The organism is Sorangiineae bacterium MSr11954, from assembly GCA_037157815.1.
Lineage (GTDB): Bacteria > Myxococcota_A > Polyangia > Polyangiales > Polyangiaceae > Pendulispora > Pendulispora albinea.
This window is the reverse complement of sequence record CP089984.1, coordinates 2,171,472-2,190,675: the sequence shown is the minus strand read 5'-3', so window position 1 is coordinate 2,190,675 and position 19,204 is coordinate 2,171,472. Positions and strand designations below refer to the sequence as shown.

General features: G+C 66.5%; 15 protein-coding genes and 1 pseudogene. 7 read left to right on the top strand and 9 right to left on the bottom strand.

Going from position 1 to position 19,204, the window contains the following annotated elements; genetic code table 11:
- Positions 1 to 24: 24 nt before the first annotated feature.
- Genes gap through LZC94_08955 form a run of 6 tightly spaced genes read left to right on the top strand, consistent with a single transcriptional unit; the run spans position 25 to position 5,799 of the window.
- Positions 25 to 1,041: a type I glyceraldehyde-3-phosphate dehydrogenase gene (gap, locus tag LZC94_08980; protein ID WXB17402.1), complete on the top strand. Its 1,017-nt coding sequence runs from the start codon at positions 25 to 27 to the stop codon at positions 1,039 to 1,041.
- A gap of 12 nt (positions 1,042 to 1,053) precedes the next feature.
- Complete coding sequence (locus LZC94_08975; GenBank protein WXB17401.1) at positions 1,054 to 2,277, top strand: phosphoglycerate kinase; 1,224 nt, start codon at positions 1,054 to 1,056, stop codon at positions 2,275 to 2,277.
- Positions 2,274 to 3,053 carry a triose-phosphate isomerase gene (gene tpiA / locus LZC94_08970; protein WXB17400.1) on the top strand — a complete coding sequence of 260 codons (780 nt, stop codon included), beginning with the start codon at positions 2,274 to 2,276 and terminating at the stop codon, positions 3,051 to 3,053. Before LZC94_08975 ends, tpiA begins: the two co-directional genes overlap by 4 nt.
- Positions 3,054 to 3,099: 46 nt before the next feature.
- Positions 3,100 to 3,519: a preprotein translocase subunit SecG gene (secG, locus tag LZC94_08965; GenBank protein ID WXB17399.1), complete on the top strand. Its 420-nt coding sequence runs from the start codon at positions 3,100 to 3,102 to the stop codon at positions 3,517 to 3,519.
- A gap of 10 nt (positions 3,520 to 3,529) precedes the next feature.
- Positions 3,530 to 5,176, top strand: coding sequence for a hypothetical protein (locus LZC94_08960; GenBank protein ID WXB17398.1), 1,647 nt, complete (start codon positions 3,530 to 3,532; stop codon positions 5,174 to 5,176).
- A 35-nt stretch (positions 5,177 to 5,211) separates the two neighbouring features.
- Positions 5,212 to 5,799, top strand: a complete 588-nt coding sequence (locus LZC94_08955; GenBank protein ID WXB17397.1) for a hypothetical protein — start codon at positions 5,212 to 5,214, stop codon at positions 5,797 to 5,799.
- 1,236 nt (positions 5,800 to 7,035) lie between these two features.
- Here LZC94_08955 and LZC94_08950 read toward each other — a convergent pair.
- The 8 genes and pseudogenes from LZC94_08950 to LZC94_08915 form a co-directional block, all read right to left on the bottom strand.
- A pseudogene (locus LZC94_08950) lies at positions 7,036 to 7,161 on the bottom strand (energy transducer TonB).
- Between the two features lie 251 nt (positions 7,162 to 7,412).
- Positions 7,413 to 9,017, bottom strand: a complete 1,605-nt coding sequence (locus LZC94_08945; protein ID WXB17396.1) for an ATP-binding cassette domain-containing protein — start codon at positions 9,015 to 9,017, stop codon at positions 7,413 to 7,415.
- Between the two features lie 14 nt (positions 9,018 to 9,031).
- Positions 9,032 to 9,943, bottom strand: a complete 912-nt coding sequence (locus LZC94_08940; GenBank protein ID WXB17395.1) for a hypothetical protein — start codon at positions 9,941 to 9,943, stop codon at positions 9,032 to 9,034.
- Positions 9,944 to 10,330: 387 nt separating this feature from the next.
- A complete protein-coding gene (locus tag LZC94_08935) occupies positions 10,331 to 10,621 on the bottom strand; it encodes a PqqD family protein (protein ID WXB17394.1) in 291 nt (96 codons plus the stop codon).
- Positions 10,621 to 11,466: a hypothetical protein gene (locus LZC94_08930; protein WXB17393.1), complete on the bottom strand. Its 846-nt coding sequence runs from the start codon at positions 11,464 to 11,466 to the stop codon at positions 10,621 to 10,623. The genes LZC94_08935 and LZC94_08930 overlap by 1 nt, the downstream gene beginning before the upstream one ends.
- Positions 11,467 to 11,482: 16 nt before the next feature.
- Entirely contained in the window at positions 11,483 to 12,937 is a 1,455-nt protein-coding gene (locus tag LZC94_08925) for an asparagine synthase C-terminal domain-containing protein (GenBank protein WXB17392.1), read from the bottom strand.
- Positions 12,938 to 13,449: 512 nt separating this feature from the next.
- Complete coding sequence (locus tag LZC94_08920; protein ID WXB17391.1) at positions 13,450 to 14,577, bottom strand: 50S ribosomal protein L11 methyltransferase; 1,128 nt, start codon at positions 14,575 to 14,577, stop codon at positions 13,450 to 13,452.
- Positions 14,578 to 14,697: 120 nt separating this feature from the next.
- Positions 14,698 to 15,507: a hypothetical protein gene (locus LZC94_08915; GenBank protein ID WXB17390.1), complete on the bottom strand. Its 810-nt coding sequence runs from the start codon at positions 15,505 to 15,507 to the stop codon at positions 14,698 to 14,700.
- Between the two features lie 236 nt (positions 15,508 to 15,743).
- On the opposite strand from LZC94_08915, the gene LZC94_08910 reads away from it, so the two are divergent.
- The gene (locus tag LZC94_08910; protein WXB17389.1) at positions 15,744 to 17,228 is read left to right on the top strand and encodes a Do family serine endopeptidase; all 1,485 of its coding nucleotides are present in this window, start codon (positions 15,744 to 15,746) and stop codon (positions 17,226 to 17,228) included.
- 13 nt (positions 17,229 to 17,241) lie between these two features.
- Here the strand turns inward: LZC94_08910 and LZC94_08905 are convergent, their stop codons facing one another.
- Complete coding sequence (locus LZC94_08905; GenBank protein ID WXB17388.1) at positions 17,242 to 19,083, bottom strand: radical SAM protein; 1,842 nt, start codon at positions 19,081 to 19,083, stop codon at positions 17,242 to 17,244.
- Positions 19,084 to 19,204: the final 121 nt, after the last annotated feature.

The following is a 19,204-nucleotide window of genomic DNA, read 5'->3' as shown; positions in this document are numbered from 1 at the left end:
GGTCGAGGACAAGGGAGCTTTTCCATGACGGTAAAGATCGGCATCAACGGCTTCGGTCGCATTGGGCGGTGCATCGTGCGGGCGCTCAACGAGCGCCAGGTGAAGGACCTCGAGGTAGTGGCGGTCAATGACTTGGCCGACGCAAAGACCTTGGCCCACCTCTACAACTACGACTCCATTCACGGCCGTGCCGAGCATCGCGCCAAGGCGGTCGAGGGAGCGTTCGACATCGGCGGCCAGCACGTGAAGATCCTCGCCGAGAAGGATCCGGCGAAGCTCCCGTGGAAGGCCCTGGGGGTCGACATCGTGATCGAGTCGACCGGGCTCTTCACCGACAAAGAGAAGGCCCAGGCCCACATCGATGCAGGCGCCAAGAAGGTCATCATCAGCGCCCCCGCCAAGAACCACGACGTCACCATCGTGCTGGGCGTGAACCAGGCGCAGTACAAGCCGGCCGAGCACCACATCATCTCGTGCGGCTCGTGCACCACCAACTGCCTCGCGCCGGTGGCCAAGGTCCTCTTGGATCAGTTCGGCATCAAGCACGGCTTGATGACCACGATCCACTCGTACACCAACGATCAGCCGGTCCTGGACATCCCGCACCGCAAGGGCGATCTGCGTCGCGCGCGCGCGGCGGCCGTCAACATGATCCCGTCCTCGACGGGCGCGGCCAAGGCGCTGTCCGAGGTCATCCCGGCCCTCAAGGGCAAGTTCGACGGCCAGGCGATCCGCGTCCCCACGGTGGACGTGAGCTTGGTGGACCTCGCGGTGGAGACCGAGAAGCCCATCACCAAGGACGCCATCCACGCGGCGATGAAGGCAGCCGCCGAAGGCCCCTTCAAGGGGATCCTCGGCTACACCGAGGAGCCGCTCGTCTCCAGCGACTTCATCGGCGATCCGCACTCCTCGATCTTCGACGCGACCATCACGCAGGTCATGGGCGAGCGCTTCGCCAAGGTCTTCAGCTGGTACGACAACGAGTGGGGCTTCTCCAACCGCATGATCGAGCTCTCGCAGCTCGTCGCCAAGTCGCTCTGAGCCGGGGTCGCCATGGAAGGTTACCTCGAAGGGATCCGGCCCATCCGCGATCTGGAAATCGAGAACAAGCGCGTCTTCATCCGCGTGGACTTCAACGTCCCGCTCGATGAAAACGGCGCCATCACCGACGACTCGCGCATCCGCGAAGCGCTGCCCACCATCAAGCACGCGCTCGAGCGCGGGGCGCGGGTCATCCTGGCGAGCCACCTCGGCCGCCCCAAGCCCGGCAAGATGACCGACGCCGAGCTGAAGAAGCTCTCGCTCGAGCCCTGTGGCTCGCACTTGGCGGGGCTCTTGGGCACCGAGGTGATGATGCCCGAGGACTGTGTGGGCGACGCGGCCAAGAAGGTCGTCTACGATCTTCGGGCCGGGCAAGTCTGTCTCCTCGAGAACCTGCGCTTCCACGCCGAAGAAGAGAAGAACGACGAAGCCTTCGCCCGCGAGCTGGCCGAGCACGCCGAGGTGTACGTGGACGACGCATTCGGCGCCGTCCACCGCGCCCACGCGAGCGTCCACGGCATGGCCAAGACGTTCCGCGACCGCGGCTGCGGCTTCCTCCTCGAGAAGGAAATCCTGGCGCTCGGCAAGCTGGTGACCGCCCCGGACAAGCCTTACGTCGCCGTGCTCGGCGGCGCCAAGGTCTCCGACAAAATCGCCGTGCTCGAAGCGCTGCTGCAAAAGGTCGACGCGCTGCTCATCGGGGGCGCCATGGCCAACACGTTCCTCGCGGCCAAGGGCCTCAACCTGCAAGCCTCGAAGATCGAGACCGACAAGCTGCCGCTCGCGCGCACCATCCTCGAGAAGGCGCGCGAGCTCAAGGTCGACGTGGTGCTCCCCACGGACGTGGTCGTCGCGGGCTCCTTGGGGGCCAGCTCCGGCCAAGTGGTCAACGCCGGCGCCGTTCCCGAAGGAACCATGGCGCTCGACATCGGCCCGAGCTCCCTGCGCGACTTCACCCAACGCTTCGTCAAGGCCAAGACGGTCTTCTGGAACGGCCCCATGGGGCTCTTCGAGAAGGAGCCCTTCGCGGCCGGCACCTTCGGCGTCGCCCGTGCGCTGGCCGAATCCTCGGCCTTCACCGTGGTGGGCGGCGGCGACAGCGCGGCCGCCGTCTACGCCGCGGGGGATGCCGTCGCCAAAAAGATGGGCCACATCTCCACCGGCGGCGGCGCCTCGCTGGAGCTCATCGAAGGCAAGAAGCTCCCTGGCATCGAGGTGCTGCGGAGGCCCGAGTGAGACCGGGACTTCGCCCCCTCATCGCAGGCAACTGGAAGATGTTCCACGGCGGGGGCACCGGCCTTGCGCTCGCGATCGACTGCACGCAAATCGCGCAGCGGGTCCCGCACGTGGATCTGGTGATTGCCCCTCCGTACACCGTGCTGGCCGCGTGCTCGCACGAGTGCGAGGGCAAACGGGTGGCCCTGGCGGCGCAGAACATCCACTCCAAGGACAAAGGCGCCTTCACCGGTGAGGTGAGCGGGCCGATGCTCGTGGAGAGCGGCTGCACGTGGGCGATCATCGGCCACAGCGAGCGGCGCCAGCTCTTCGGCGAAACCGACGCCTCCGTCGCGGAGAAGACCGCGGCGGCGCTTCAATTCGGGCTGCTCCCCATCGTCTGCGTCGGCGAGACCTTGGCGGAGCGGGAGGCTGGCGAAACGTTGGCGGTGGTGGGCCGTCAGGTCCGCGCCTTCCTCGACATCATTCTTGCGGGCGCCGGCACGGACAAGGCGGTCGCCATCGCCTACGAGCCGGTTTGGGCGATTGGAACCGGCAAGAACGCGGGCCCGGCCGAGGCGGAAGAGGTCCACGCCGCCATTCGCAAATGGCTCACCGAAAAATCGGCTGAGCTAGCCAAGCGAACCCGTATTCTCTACGGCGGCTCGGTCAAACCGGACAACGCCAAGGCGCTCCTGGCCGAACCCAATGTCGACGGCGCGCTGATCGGCGGCGCGAGCTTGGACGCCACCTCATTCGGTGCTATCGCGGAGGCGGCCGAAACCCTCGCACGGTAAGCGACACCCGTCGTCGACCCCAAGCCGCTAAGTAACCGGAACCACTATGCAATCGTCGATTATCGAGACACTTCTCCAAATTGTGCACGTGTTCGTGTGCCTGGTGCTCATGTTCGTCGTGCTGCTCCAACAGGGGCGCGGAGGCGGAATGGGGGCGGCGTTCGGCGGCGGCGCCGCTGCCCAAGTCTTCGGCGGTCGTGGGGCGGGTAATATTTTGACCCGCGCAACATCCATCTGCGCAGCGATCTTCATGATTACCAGCGTTTCGCTGGCATACCTGTCGTCCTCGGGCGACCGCTCGATCCGCGCGAAGGTGCAGGCGGAAGAGAAGAAGCGCGCCGAGAAGGGCACGGCGCGTCCGAAGGAGAACAAGCCGAAGGACGCGCCACCCGCGGGCGACAACCCCGGCGCGACGGACAAAGCGCCGGAAGCGCCGGCTCCTGCATCGTCGTCGGGCGGGAAGTAGTCGCGATCTTGTGCGTGGCGGGCATGAGCGCCCGGATGGCGGTGGCGGCGACGCGCGGGGTGAGTGGCGGGGTGAGGGCACCGTCGGGGCGTCGGGGGTGAGGGATGAGGGCGGCGCCCGGGATGAGGCGCTGCGGGCGCCGGAGGGTGCCATCGAGGCGGCGGTGACGGACGAGGGCCGCGCCGGGGATGAGGCGCTGCGGGCGCCGGAGGGTGCCGTCGAGGCGGCGGTGACGGACGAGGGCGGCGCCGGGGATGAGGCGCTGCGGGCGCGTGGTGGGTGGCTGCGTGGCGGCGGTGTCGATGCGGTCGTTGTTTTTGCGTTGAAGGTGGGGTTCGGGGTTTGGCTCGTCGCGCGTGGACTGAGTCATATTTCCGATGATGACTTTGCGCGCACGGTGATCGCCGAGCAATTCGCGCATGCGCCGCGGCTCGATCCGAGTGGGACGAGTTGGCTTCCCTTCCCGTTCTGGGTCACGGGGGGCGCGATGATGGCGTTCGGGCGCTCGCTCGATGTGGCGCGGGCAGTGGCGCTGGGCATGAGCGGCGTCGGTGCAGTGCTCGCGCATAGGGCGTTGCGTGCCGCGGGGGTCGGGCGGATTGCGGCGATGGCCGGTATCGCGCTGGCGATGGCGTCGCCGTGGAATGCGTGGTTGGGCGCGACCACCGTGCCGGAGGGGTTTACGGGGGCGTTCGTTGCTGCAACGGCGATAGGCGCGCAGGCGTGTGGCGCGGGGGCGGCGGGGCGACGATGCTGGGTGGCGGTCAGTGCCGTGCTCGTGTGCGCGTCGTTGTCGCGGTACGAAGTGTGGCCCGCGTGTGGCGTGGTGGCGCTCGCGCGGATCGTGGCGGTCGTGCGCGCGGCGCGGGCGACGGGGCGGCTCGTGCCAGGTGAATGGGCGGTGCGCACGCAGGCGAAGAACGTGGCGTTCGCGCTGCTGCCGGTGGCCGGATGCGTGGCGTGGATGGCGTGGAACCTTCACGCACACGGGAGCGCGACCCACTTCGTCGCACGCGTCACGGCGTATCGGCATGCCATCGGCGCGGCCGGCGCGCCACTGGGCGAGAAGCTCGCCGTGTACCCGCGCGCGCTGCTCGAGGCGCCGGAGATCCTGCTCGTATCGCTCGCAGGGTTCGCGGCGTTCGCGGTCGCACCGACGGTGCGTGCGCGCTGGACGCTGCCGCTGGTGACGTCGCTGTCCGTCCTGGCGTTCCTCGTCTACGGCGAGACGCAAGAGGGCGCACCGACGCACCACGCCGCGCGTGCGCTCGTGTCGATCTGGTGGATCTTGGCCCCGTTCGGCGTCGACGGCGCGCACGAGCTGGTGATGCGGATGACACGGCGAGCATCCTGGCGCGCGGCAGCGGCGACGGCCGCGGTTGCAGGCGCGGGCCTCGCGTGGAGCGCCGCGCGCTCGGACATGTGGAACCTGTTTTCGGCGCAGCGCGGCGTCGAAGAATCACGAAGCGCGCAACTGGAGCAAGGCTATGCGCTCCGCAAGGCCGGCGCCGCGCGTCTGGTGGTGACCCCGTGCGCGTACGAGCACTTCGCATGGATTGCGGCTTACGGCGCACCCGAGTCGGTGGAGATCCGCCCAGCGTCACGCGCCCCCGTCACCACGGCGTGCCCGAAGGTGGAGCAACACGCAGCACCGTAACGAGACGCAACTTGCGGCCGCACGTAGCCGAAAACATGCAAAACGCGCAACGCCAGCGAAATGCCACGACGGCGCGGCGCACCTTGGAATCGGCCGGGATCACCGCAGGGGTGGTCCCCACGGGGATCGTCATCGCGTCCGCACACGGCGGTGGCGGCTCGGAGAACAAAGCCGGCAAAGGAAGCAACGATGGCCCGGATCCCATCACGATCCACGCGCCTGTCATGGCCCCGTTGGAGCCGAAGGATCATCCGGAGTGCGCGGTCGACGGCATCAGCATTTTCGTATGGCCCGTGGGGGATGACACCAACCCGGGAACGACAGCAAAATCCGGCGGAGACGGCGGAGACGGCGGAGACGGCGGAGACGGCGGAGACGGCGGAGACGGCGGAGACGGCGGCAACGGCGGCGCTCCTGCCCCCAGCGCATCCGAATCGACCCGCGGCAAAGCGGGCAATGTCGGAAAAGACGGCACGGCCGCCGCGGCGTTGCAGGCACCAGCGGGGGCTTGCGTCGGTGAAGGACGTATCAACATCCATCGCAACTTCGCTCGCACCGCGCCAATCGGGTCCGGGAACACCCGAGCCGTCCATGGTCCCTGCAAGGCCAGACTCTACTTTTGATCGACGCAACGTGCAGCGATGATGGGCCGAAGGAACAAGCATGCGAGACGCGAAGCACGTGCAAACGAGGACGGCAGCACGATGCAGACTTGGCTCCGCGGGAGCGCTCGCGATCGGAATGGTGATCGCGTCCGCACATTGCGGCGGGGGCTCGGAGAGCAAGCCTACCACCGATGGCGGGCCCGGTCCGCTCGTGATCCCCGCACCTTGCTACGGACCATCGGAGCCAAAGGGTTATCCGGAGTGCGTCGTCGACCGCGTGGGAATTTTCGTTTCGCCCACGGGAGACGATGCAAATCCAGGAACGAAAGCGAAGCCCGTCCGAAGTATCGCAGCCGCTCTTCAACGAGTGGAGTCCGCCACCTCCCGCATTTACTTCTGCGAAGGGGTCTACGAGGGATCCATCACCCATCCGCGCGCCCTCAGCTACTTCGGTGGGTTGGATTGTGGAACGTGGGCCTACATCGGCAAGCGCGCAACGATCCGCAGTGCCCCCGGCAGCATCGCGCTTCACATCGCAAACGCAAAAGACGTCGCGGTGGCCGATTTGGATTTCGAAGCCCCGAGCGCTTCGGGAAAGGGCGCGTCGAGCATCGCGGGCTTCATCGCGAACAGCACCGTGAGCCTGACGCGCACGTCGTTCACGGCTGGAGCCGGTCGAGATGGTGAATCGGGTCCTGCGGAAGGCGGAACATTCAATCCGGCCGTCGCGCCAAATGGCAAGGGCGCGCAGTTTCGGCGATTTCCCCAACCGATTTATCAAGCAAACGATCTTTGCCCAGAGAGCATCGGCGGAGGTGGCGCGTCCGAAGGGCGAGGGCAAGCAGGATCTCCCGTCATGCCGACTCCACACCCCGATACCAGCACCGACGGCGCAGGCGGCGCAGACTACGGAGTAGACCGCTGCAATCCGGCCGCACATACGGGGTCCAATGGTTCGGGCGGTGCACCGGGCCAACCCGCAACGCGATATGGAGTGCTGGACGCGAACGGCTGGCACGCGGACCCCGGCGGTGCCGGAGGAAAGGGAGGCGTGGCGCAAGGCGGGGGTGGCGCAGGCGGCTCCAATCTCGGTACAGCTGTCGGCTTTTGGTGGGGCGCCAGCGGCGGCGCGGGAGGTTGTGGCGGGGTTGGGGGTTCCGGCGGTTTGAGCGGCGGTTCGAGCCTCGCGCTCATCGCATTCGGCGCGCACGTGACGATCCGCGACAGTAGGTTCTCGGCCGACACGGCAGGAATCGGTGGAACCGGAGGAGGAGGACAGATGGGACAAACGGGCGGCGCAGGCGGCATCGGGAGCGACGAGCACGCATGCCCGGGCGGGCGCGGAGGAGCCGGAGGCTCGGGCGGTGGCGGTGCCGGTGGTGCCGGTGGTTTGTCTGTCGGCATTCTGTTCACCAGCAGCGCTCTGACCATCGACGGTCGGCCCGCGCGAACAGCCGCCAGTTACGATGGCATCACCATCGCAGCTGTCGGCGTCAGCGGCGGAATGGGTGGACCCGGCGGAGCTCCCGTCCCCGGAGTGACAGATGAATTGACCCGCGGCACCCCAGGGACCCCTGGTAAGAGCGGAGTCATCTCGGCTCTTTTCGAGCTGCCGTAGCGCAACTCGTGCATCAAACGATGCGACCACGCTCGAGCGTCACGACGTGGTCGCCCAGCGCGACAATCTCGTCCGTGTGCGCCGCAATGGCGACCATACTTCCGTCGCGTACGAGCTCCCGAACGATATCCGCGAGAAGCTCGACGCCCGCGCGATCCAGGTTCGCATCGGGCTCGTCGAGCAGAACGAGCGGCTTCTCGTTCGCGAGCACGCGCGCCAAGGCGAGCCGCTGCCGCTCGCCAACCGAGAGCGCGCCGACGTCTGCGGCGAGTGGAGTGTCGGGCATACGACCTCGCAGCACATCGAGGAGCCCCACGCGCTGCAACGCACGCTCGACGGTCTCCTCGTCCGCCTCCGGGGCCACGATGGCAAAGGCCTCTCGCACATTTCCTCGTGACGGAAGAAACGGCCGCTGCGCCAAGTAAGCGATCGACCTCCGCCACTCGTGCAGATCCGTTTCATCCAAACGGCGATCCGCGCATCGAAGGCTCCCCTCCGCGGGCAACATGACCGCGAGCAAGCTACGCAGCAGCGTCGACTTTCCCGAACCGTTCGGCCCGCGGAGAATCAACACGGTCCCCGGCTCCCAGGTCATCGAGATATCCGCGACAGCGTTCCGCGGCGATCCGGCATAACGAACCGACACGTTCTGCCATGCAATGCTCGCGGGAAGCGTTACCGCGTATTGCCCGGTTCCAGATGGAAGCGAGGGCGCTTCAAGCAGCGAGGCGAGCGTCGCGAAGTGCACACCTTGACGCGTCACCTCCAACAAATTGCGCCCGAGGCTGGCGATCGCCGGAAGGGAAGCACCAAACAGCGCGGCGTGAGCAAAGATCGTCGCAGATAGCTCGTCGTGCAACGAACGCTCGAACAGGACGACGGTCCCCACCACCACGACCGCCACCCCAATGGGCAACCGCGACGCCAAAGACACCAGCGCGAACGAGCGAAACGTCGTTCGCTTCCAGCGCTCGACCTCGGCGTGCCGTTCCTCGCGAAACGAATCCGATACACCGTTGGCCACGATCTCGAGACGCGCTCCAATTGCCGCCACGAGCCCGTCGATCACGGGACGATACGCGGACCAAGAGCGCTCCTCCTCACGCCGTGCGATGCGATGGGCGGCGAGGACTCCCCCACCCGCGAAGACCATGGCCAGACCGCCGACGTACAGAAGCCGTGCCGGCTCGACGAACAAGAGAATCACGGAGATACCGATGGTCGCGAGCAGATCCGCCGCCAGCTCGGGAACGATCTCACCCAGCAACCGCGAGCCGCTCACGATGCCGTCGAGGAGTGATGCCTCGGGATCATCATCCCGCACGGCACTCGCCGACAGCAGGTTACCTTCCAGGAGCTTGTCGACGACCCGGCCATGGAGATCGGCCTCGACGTGGCGCATCAACGCTGCGCGCACCGCCGCCCGCACCAACACCAGCGCCCCCAGCGCCCCCGCCAAGAGCGCCGTTTGGATACGACTTCCACGCAAAAACCAAAGCGCGATGCCCACCAGGACAACGCGCTCGGTCAAATGAAGAAGCGTATAACCGAAGGCCCATCGGGCGCCGACTCGATCGATCGAAGCGAGCGCCCTTCGAAGGGTGTCGACGGTCTTCACCGGCGACGCGTCAATCAGCCGCCGTCGCCTGCGTCAGGAATGTAGAATTTGCAGACGTCTTCCGTGCCGATGTTGTCTGCCGCGACGCACTTCAACGAGCTGCCGCAGAGACCCGACACGCATTCTGCGGCTGCGTTGCAGTCGGCACCGTTCGGCCTTTGCTTGGTGCAAACGTTCCGCCCCCCATCGACTTCCGCTCCGGCGGAGGTGTCGAGGTTGGCGCAGAATCGAGGATCACCCGTGATCAGGTATCCGCACTCGGCTTGCGGCTCGTAGTAGTCGTCGGCAGCGGGCGAGCACCCAGCGTCCTCCGCACGCGGGCCTAAGCACACCCCCGTGGAAGCGTCTCCCACCTTCTCGCAATGATTCGGCCGTTTGCACTCCGGCGAGCCTGCACATCCCGATTCATTGGCGCCAAGTTTGCCTTCGGCAGCACCGAGGCAGATGTCATACATGCGTTTGAAGCTCTCTGCACTTTGAGCTCCACACCCAATATCGTTGATGGCGTCGAAGCACTCCCGCGCCTTCGTTGCGCTGAACGCGATATTGGGATTTCCACCGTCATACAAATATTTTGCGAGCGGTCGATTGAGTGCAGGTCCCTCGACGTTGGCGGAGTTGTTGAAAACGTCTTCGCACCGTTTCAGATCGAAGCCTTGAGGAAGCGCGCAGCAACCCTGAAGCTTCTGGCACCACAAGCTCGTAATCTGCCGGCTGTACGACTCGAACACCGGAGGCCCCGCATCGTAACGGATGCCTGAGTCCCGTCGCGCGTCGGGCCCTGCGTCTGCCACGGGCCCGGTATCGGGCTTGTTGCCGTCGATGCTGCCGTCGAAAGGCGGATGGACCACGGAGTCGTCGCTGCCGCAACCGACCATGAGCCCCGCGCCGGCGCTAGCACCCGCAAGCACGGCGAAAATGACCAACTTTAGGCTACCTAAGTTCTTCATGAAGACGTCTCCTCGGTACGATCAACATTAGCATGCAGCGCGGGAAGAAAACACGACGCGTGCGAACCCCCATGGTCGTCACCGCTCATCCCGCGCGAGCGAAAGGTTGACCTCATTCGCGCGCGGCTCATCATTGCCAGCCTTGTCGTTGCTCCGAACGGCAACGGCGTTCATTGCAGCGACCTTCGCAATGCCCACCTCGTCTCTCCAATACGTCAATAGGAGCTCGACTCCTACCTAGGTATCGGCATTCACGGCGAAGCGATCTTCGCACTTGACCATGACGCAATCGATACGACGCGCATGGCCATCGCACGTTCATCCACGAGCGGTTGAGTCGGCTTTGCTTCCCGAACCGTCTCCTCATCCGGTGCTGGCGCGAGGCACGACCAATCCCTTGGCGATGAAGTCATCGGTGAGCGCCACCAGATCGGCAAGAAGGAGACCCGGGTCGGCGTCGTACTCGGTGGCGAGATCCCGCGCGAGCTCCGCGCAAGACTTCCCCATCTCCAAGCCGCGCCAAAGGCGCGCGCCAATCTCGTTGATCCCGAAGTAATCCCCCTTCGCGAGATCCAGGATCACCAGCTCGCCGTCGAACTCGCGCACATGCACGTTCTGAGCGATGAGAACGCGGCCGTCTGCGTCGATCCCCACTATGCACCTCCAGCTCGATGACGCGCGAGCTCGCGCAAAACGTCGGCCGTTGCGTCGAGTTTCTCGAGCGCGCGCGGCCTCGCGAGCTCGTAGATAGGAACCGCTTCGGACAGCCGGGCGAGCTGCTCCATCTCGCGCCGATTTCGCTCCGGCTCGTCGAGGACGAAGCGCACGACGCTCGCCACCAGTTGTTTCACGGCATCGAGCCCGCGCAGACGGGTCAGCCGCGGTACCGAGAGAGCATCGTCGAAGACGAGGACCACCAACGCCGCGAGCCGCGTCTCTCCCACGGCGATTCTCTTGGGTTCGACGGGATACTTCAATCCGCCGTCATCCTCGTCCGAGGAGCCCCGTTCATCGAGACCGTCCTCCCGAATCGAGCCCAACGCGCGGCAAGCGTCCGGTAGAAGCCAACTCAATCGCTCCGTCGGGTGCACGATGACGGCGCCATCGCGGAGGTCGACGGCGAGCGTGTCGTCGGCCACGAGCTCTCCTCCGTGGCCCGCGACCAACTTCGCCGCGAGGGTCGACTTGCCGGCCTGGCTCGCCCCCGTGCACGCGATCGCGACCTCGCCGAACGAAGACGCGGACGCGTGCAGCGTCAATTTTCCTTCCAGGTGCCGCACCAGCGCTCGGGCGAGACCGCGATGCACCTTGTCGACGAGCATGGGATCGGCGCCGGGCGCAGGAACGAGCTCGCTCCCCGTGCCATCCGCGTCCGCGTGCAGGGTGCAGACGCCCAACCATTCCGCGACGAACCGAGCGCCATCGCGGCCGACGCGAAAATAGAGCTCGCCCTCCTCGCGAAACTCGCCGGTCCAGTGCACGTTGGAGGGCGCCGTCATCGACGGAAGGCTAGCATCACGGTTGGCCCGCAAGGAACGCCTCCACCGACAGAGTCGGCCACACGTTGATCCAATCTTCGCCGCGCCCCTCGGGATCGCGCGCGAGCGCGTCGAACGCGCGGCGGAAGGCCTTTGCATCGACGAACCCGAGTCGCTCCAAATTTCGTACCATGGCGAGGTCATCCAAAGCGCGAAAGCCACCGCCAGCGTCGACTGTGGCTGCCATGGCAGGCTCGAAGTACGCCTTGTCGACCCGCAAGCGCACCGCATCCGGAACGAGCCCCTCCATCGCCTCGCGAAAGAGGCCACGCGTTCGCCCCCCATGCAGAAGAAGGTGCGGCGGAAGGCTCGCCACGAACTCCACGAGCTCGTCGTCCAGAAGAGGGTCGACCCGCTCGATCCCGAGATCCGCCGCAGCCTGCGCGCGCGCGTCGACGATTCCCATGAGATACGGAAACGTGACGAAGCGCGTGTAGCGTGCGGACGCGGAGTCGGGCGGGGTAAGCAGCGGATCGCGATCGCGGTCCACACAGAATCGAAACTCGCCGCGCGCCCAGGGAAAGTTGCTCCTGCTCCGGAGACGACGCCGGAGCTTGCGAACGGCGTGCGGTACGTGACGGACGAGGAGCGGTCGCACGACGAAGTGCCACGCTTGCGCGAGGCCGGGATCTCGCCAGTCGACGCGCAACCGAATGGCGGCTCGAATCGCGCGGTGGGGCGCGCCCTCGGTCGCCCACGTGGCGAGGCTCTCCGGCTTCCCCATGAAAAGGTCGTCGCCACCGACGCCGCCGATCGCGATCTCGGCCCCGTGCTGAAGGGCGGTGAGGAGCACCGCGCCCTCGCAGGCGGTGTTCGGCGAGGTCGCGGGCTCGCCATCGAGGACCATCATGCGTCGTACGAGCGAGCCACCGGCGGAAGGTGAAACCTGGGTCGGTACGATGCCGAGCGCGCGGCAAAGCTCCCGCATGTAGGGTCGATCATCCCCAGGGCCGCGAAAGTGGAGCGCGATGGCTTCGATCTCGGGACCTCGCGCGCCGCGCGCGAAGGCCACGGCGGACGCGAGGACCGCGCTCGAGTCGACGCCGCCTCCCGCGAGGATCGCCACCCGCCGCCTGCCCGACAGGTGGCGAGAGACCACGCGCATCACGCGCGCGCGAATCTCTCGAGCGGCTTCGGTCGCCGTGATCCCATCGGCTGGCGAAACGGCGTGCGTGCAGAGCGCACTTTGACGCCGGCCATCGGGCCACACATGAACCACGTGATGCGTGGGGACGCGGTAGACGCCTTCGTAGGTCGTGGAGGCCAGATCTTCCGGCGCCTCCGTGGCCAGGAGCCATGCGAGATACCGCGACGAGATGATGGGACGGCGGCGCAGAGCGGCAACCAGCGGAGCTAGCTTCGAGCTGACAACGACGCTTCCATCCTCGACGGCATAAAAAATAGGCCCAGCCAGAGCGCGCCGCGTGAGCACGACGTCATGCGGGTATCTGAGAACGCCGGTCTCTGCCAGCTTCGACGGCGCAAGAGCGGTCGGGTACAACCATCACCTCAAGCGCGAGCTTTTCCGCGCCTGTGAAACGTAGGGAGCCGGGCTTAGACCCGCTTCGCCATGGCGGGTCCGTCCGACCGACGTCCGGTTCCGCCCAGCGTAAGCTGGCGCACCGAGCCCAAGTAGCGAAGCTGGGGTCTCACGTACACACGACGCGACGTAAAGCCATCCTTAGATGCAACAGATGCACCAGTGGCTTGGTCCGCCATCTCACCATCTGCTGATCCACTCCAAGCTCGTTCTTCGGTAGCCATTCGTTCCCTCAGTCTCGGCGTGTGCAGTTCGGATGCGAGCGCACTAGGGAAAATTCACGCTCGCGAAGACCACCACGCCGGCTGCCAGTAAGCCGGGGCGGAGCAAAGCATGCGGCGGCGCGCTGCGCAACGATATTGGGGGTTTTCGCCGCAGTCTCCGCGCGAGGCGGGACCCCCGACTCATGCGTATTTTCCAGCAAGGGCCCGAACCTCGACGAGCGCGGCATCCCGCGAACCGTAGAAATTTGGGAACGCCGCGATCAGAATGGTCGCGATCTCGCCGATCGACGCGCCGGATCCCAGAAGCTCCAACGTCCTCTGGGCCGCGAGACCACGCGGACCGAGCTTTGTCGGTCGGTGTTCTTCTCCTGCCAGCAATTCGCTCCCTTTCGAACGTGAAAAGAAGTTCGTCTGGCGAAATTCCGTGCGCGAAGTGAACCGGGTGGTCCACGAGTGAACATAGTCGTCCGCCGCGGGGATCGCTTGGAGCCGCGCCTCGACAGTCATTCCCGCCTCGAGTGCGACCGGCGAGGGCCAAGGAAACAGCACGCGCGAGTAGATGCACTTCGTGCCGGGCTGGGAGGAGAAGCGATCCTCGTCGGTCAGGATCGCGTCGAACCAGACGACGAGCCCATGCCCAACGCCACTGCGCTCGATCGGCAAGGAGACTGTTCCATCGACATCGGTGCGCGTGTCGTTCTCGTAGTCGAGCGTCGCCCACGTCCGTGCGGGCGCGAGGAGGTGCTCGGGCTCGATGGGGTAGCGTCGATCGGAGCTCCAATCCGACGTGGCCTCGGTACGTGCTGCCGAAGCGTCGAAGCCAAAGTGGCTCCTCTCCCACGGTGCCACGATCGAGTCGTACAACGAGGGAGCCTCCGCGACGCTCACGCGAAACACGTCCCGCTTCGGAATCAACGCGCCCCCGGGCCGCAACCACCGGGAGCGTGCATCGATGAGCGCAGCAAGACTGCCTGAAAAGGTCGGCATCACCCCCCGCAGATCCGCCACGATCACATCCGCCTGTTCCGGCAGCGCGACCTCGGTCGATAGCTTCGGGATGAACTCCACCCGGTCCTGAAAGCCGTTGTCGCGGACGAGCGCCCGCGCGACATCGAGCGCCGGGTTCGGTTCGATCGCATACACCTTCCGCGCGCCGAAGCGGCACGCCAGGAGCGAGAAGATCCCCGTCCCTGCCCCCACGTCGACCACGACGCTCCCCGGCTTTACGGTGCGGCGAAGCGCAGCCTCGTAGCTCTCCGTCCGCACCCGGTCCGCGATCATGTCGCCGAAGTCCCGCACCGTGTACATGCGCGCAATCTTTCCGTCTTCCCGGATTCCGTCAAGCCAAGATCCGCTGAGCTTTCCGGCCCTTGGCCGACCACTTCCGCTCCGCCGTCTCCTCCTCTATTGCCTACGGCGGGCTACCCCCTACTCCCCCGCCGGCCGCGGCAAGCCAATCAGCAGCGATCGCCGCGCCCCCAGCGGGAACGTCAGCGCAGCGCATGGCTCGCCGTGGTGCTCGCTCCACGCAAAGGAGCCGCCGCACTTGAGCGCCGTGCGGCGCGCAATATCAATCCAGACCCCCTGACGCTCGGATGGTGCAGGGACGGAGATGGTGAGGCGGTTTGCTTCGCGGTGGGTGCGGACGGTGATGCGGCCGCCGCAGTCCATTTGTTCCATCTCTTTGGCGCGAAGCTCGATGAGGGCGCGGACGACGACGGCGATTTCGCCGGGGGCCGATTCGACGGTGGAGCCGTTGGTGGGGGCTTCGCCTCCCGCGCAGAGGGCCATCACCAGGGCGTCGGAGCGGGTGCGGGCGAGCGGATCGTGTTCGGCCACGACCTCGATGTTCGGGTGGCTCGCGCCGTTGCTTTCGCCTCCGTTGGCGTCGCCGCCGAGGCCACCCAGGCCGCCGAGGTCACCGAGGCGCACGAACTTTACGGCTTGATCGACGGCGACCAGAGGATCGATGTCGGCGAGGGCGTGGTCCGGAGGAAAACGTTCGTGGAGGCGCTCGAGGAGGCCGTCGGCGGCGAAGACCTCTTCGTCGATGAGGGAAAAGAAGGTGGCGACGCGGGGGTCCTCGGACTCGCGCACGCCTTCGAAGCGGCGGCGGAGCCAGAACGCGGCGTTGCGGATATTTCCCAACCGGTTGCGCAGATCGTGACGAACGGACGAGGCCAGCTCCTCCAGCATGACGATTTGCTCGGCCGCACCCAGCGGATCCTTCGTCAACATCGCTTCACCTCGACGGGACGACGAGATCCCGTGTGTTTCGCGTGAAGAGCACCCAAAGCCCCGCGCCAGCGAGGTCCAGCGCGACCTACATTTTACCCTAGGGAAGCCCGCGTCGCCACTGGACCTGCACACGTTATCCGCAGGCGTACGTGTGCCGAGTACGCAGGGAAGGAACCGCCCATCCTCCTTGTTTCGGGGACCAAGGAGTGCTGATCACTTTCGATCGAGAACCCACCATGTTGCAAGCCACTCGTGTTGTTTCCAGCGCTGTACCGTTTTTGCCGCTGCTCCTTTCGCTGAGCCTTGGTTGCCAGCCTGCCCACGCCGCGGCGCCTCCGCCTTCATCATCTTCCGCATCTTCCGCGCAGCAGGGCTCGGCAACGCAGAGCCCGGCGCCGTTTGCCAGCCCGCCGGTGCTTGCAGGCGCACCCGATGTCGCCACCTTGGTGGCCAAGGTGAACCCCTCGGTCGTGAACATCGTGGCCATGCACGATGTAAAGACGCGCCGGAGCCCCTTCCCGTTCGACTTTTTCGATCCCTTTGGCGGCGCAATGCCGCAGCGCGGCAGCCCCGGGCCGCGCGGGGGCGGCGGAGAAGGCGTCACCCGCCAGCGCGCGCTCGGAACGGGGTTCATCATCGATGGCAGCGGGCACGTCGCCACCAATGCGCACGTGGTGGAGGACGCGAACCGGGTCCGGGTCCGCCTCGCCGACGATCGCGAGCTCGATGCCAAGGTGGTCGGACGCGATACGCGGCTCGACTTGGCCGTGCTCGAGCTGCAAGGGATCAAGAACGTGAACGAGCTCCCCGTCGCCGCGCTCGGGTCGAGCGAAAAGCTTCGCGTGGGCGAGTACGTGGTGGCGATCGGCAATCCGTTCGGGCTCGGGCACACGGTGACCATGGGCATCGTGAGCGCCAAAGGGCGGTCGATTGGTGCGGGGCCCTACGATGACTTCATTCAAACCGACGCGTCGATCAACCCCGGCAACAGCGGCGGACCGCTGTTCGATTTGCGGGGGCAAGTGATCGGCATCAACACCGCCATCAACCCGCAAGGCCGGGGCATCGGCTTTGCGATCCCCATCGATGCATTGAAGGAAGTGCTGCCGCAGCTCCTCCGCACCGGGCATGTGGCGCGCGGGCGTTTGGGCGTGGGCATCCAGAGCATGGACCCGACCTTGGCCAAGGCGCTGGGGCTCGAGCGGCCCACGGGCGCGCTGGTGGGTGACGTGGAGCCGGGCGGACCTGCGGAGCGCGCGGGCTTGCGCTCCGGCGATGTGATCCTCGAGGTCGGCAAAGAAACGGTGGACGATGCGCACGAGCTCCCGCGGGTGGTCGCGCGGCATGCGCCGGGCTCGAAGGTGTCGCTCAAGGTGCTGCGCAACAAGAGCACCCAAACGGTGGACGTCACGCTCGATCAATTGAAGGACGAGGCGGTGGCCACCGAGGCCGCCCCGTCCAGCGCGCCGAGCGGCCCCGGAGGCTATGGGCTGGTGCTCGGAGACTCGCGCGGCGGCGGCGCGCAGGTGCAGCGCGTTCAACCGGGGGGCGCGGCCGACGAGCTGCTCATGCCGGGCGACGTGATCGTGGAGGTGAATCGCCAGCCCGTGGGCAACACCACGGAGGCGATCAAGGCGCTGCAGTCGGCGCCCAAGGGCACGGTGCTCCTCAAGGTGCGGCGCGAGGGCGCCACGCAGTTCGTGGCGGTGGAGCGGAAATAAGCGAGGACCGCGACTAAACGACGACCTTCAGCCGGGTGCGCGTCTTGAGCACGTGTTGGCTCCCTTCCACATCGGGGGTCCTCAAGTACGTCGCGCTCGGCTGGGCTCGTGCGGGCACCGCGCTCCACGTCTTCCAATCCTCCGGCAGAGGGCCGGGCAAGGTGGGCTGCACGGTGCGCTCGAGCAGCTGAAAATCATGGCGCACCGAGAGCGACAGCGGGAGATTCCGGCCCGGGCCGCCTTGCTTGAACCACGCGCGCGCCGCGTTCACGTTTTGGATGAGGACGTAGTGCTGCGGATCGACCTTCGCGGCGTGGCTGAAGTGGTTCATCATGCCATCGAGATCGCCGCGCGCCTTGGCGATGCACGCGAGGTGGTTGTAGACGAGCCCCGGCAACGGATACCCCAGCTCGAGGGCGCGGCGGACATGGTGCTCGGCGCCATCCAGATCCCCCGCGTGGTAGAGCGCCGCGCCCAGATCCATGTGCGCCGCGTGGTAGTCGCCGAGGCGCTCCAAAATGGCGCGGTAGTCGGCCACGTTGTCGCGATGCACCACCCGTAGACCGCTGTTGGCGAAGAACCACGCGTTCATCCGCTGCGTGTCCTCTTCGGAGGCGTCGAACGGGGTCTTGAGCTCCTGGAAGGTCTCGGTGAAGAAGACCTCGCGATCGACGAAGCCGGCCTCCTCGGCGTCGTGGAAGTCGCGCGTGCCCGGGTAGATCGACAAGCACGAGAAGATGTACTCGTGGGGCTTGGCGCGATCGAGGAAGTCGAGGGTCTCGCGGAAGGTCTGCTCGGTCTCACCGCGGTTGCCGAGCATCATGTAGTAGCGAACCTTGATGCCGACCCGCTTGGCCATCTCGGTCGATTCGAGGATCTCGTCGGGCGTGATCTTCTTGTCGATGGCATCCAAAATGGTCTGCGAGCCCGACTCCACCCCCAGGCTCAAACGCTGGCAGCCGGCCAAGCGCATCTCGCGCAAGAGCGGCTCGGTCAGCAGATCCACGCGGGTGTCGCAGCTCCAGAAAAATTGGAGGCCCCGCTCGCGGATGCCGTGGCAAAGCTCCAGCACGCGCTTCTTGTTGGTCGTGAAGGTGTCGTCTTTGATCTGCACCATCTTCACGGGCAGCCGCGCGAGCAGGCGCTCGATGGCGTCGAGCGTGTAGCGGACCGAGTGACCGCGAAAGCCGCGGCCCCACGTGGTCTCCGCGCCGCAGAAGGTGCACGCCCAGGGGCAGCCACGCGAGGTCATCACGATGTGCGTATCGAAATAGTCGTGGGGCGAGGCCAAGGTGTCGAGATCGTGGATCGCGCGACGCTCGGGCCCCTTCTGCACCACGCCGCCGGCGCGGTACATCGTCCCGGCGATGCCCGCGGTGGGCTGACCGAGCTCGAGCCGCCCGATCAGCTCCAGGAACGTGGCGTCGCTCTCGCCGAGCGACACCGTGTCGATCTCGGGGTAGTGCTCCAACATTTCCTTCGCAAACGGCGTGGCGTGCGGTCCGCCCACCACGATGTGCGCCTTGGGGTGGTAGGTGCGGATGGCGCGCGCCGCCAGCGCCACGCCGCGTCGGTTGGCCGTCCAGCACGACATGCCGAAGACGTCCGCGTCCAGGCCCTGGAGGATCGCTTCGACCGCGGTCCACGCATAGGCGGAGAGGTTGAGCACCTTGACCCGATGCCCGGCGCGCAAGGCCTCGGCCCCCAACGTGAAAAGGCCGTAGGGCGTCTGGTAAAAATCCGCGTCGAGATCCTGCGGCCGATGCCCCGGCGGGGGTCCGTCGCGACCGTGGTCGCGCGTTTCCTCGCGCGCTGCAATCTTCCAGGGAGGTGGATAAAGAAGGGCAATGCGCATCCGCCAGCGGCTCATACTAGCGGATGCGGGGGCGTGCTGGACAGCTCAGCGCGGCGCCCGCCGTTTGCTCGGCGCAGCGTTCGTTCCGCGCGCACGCGCTCGGCGCGATGTTCGTTCCGCG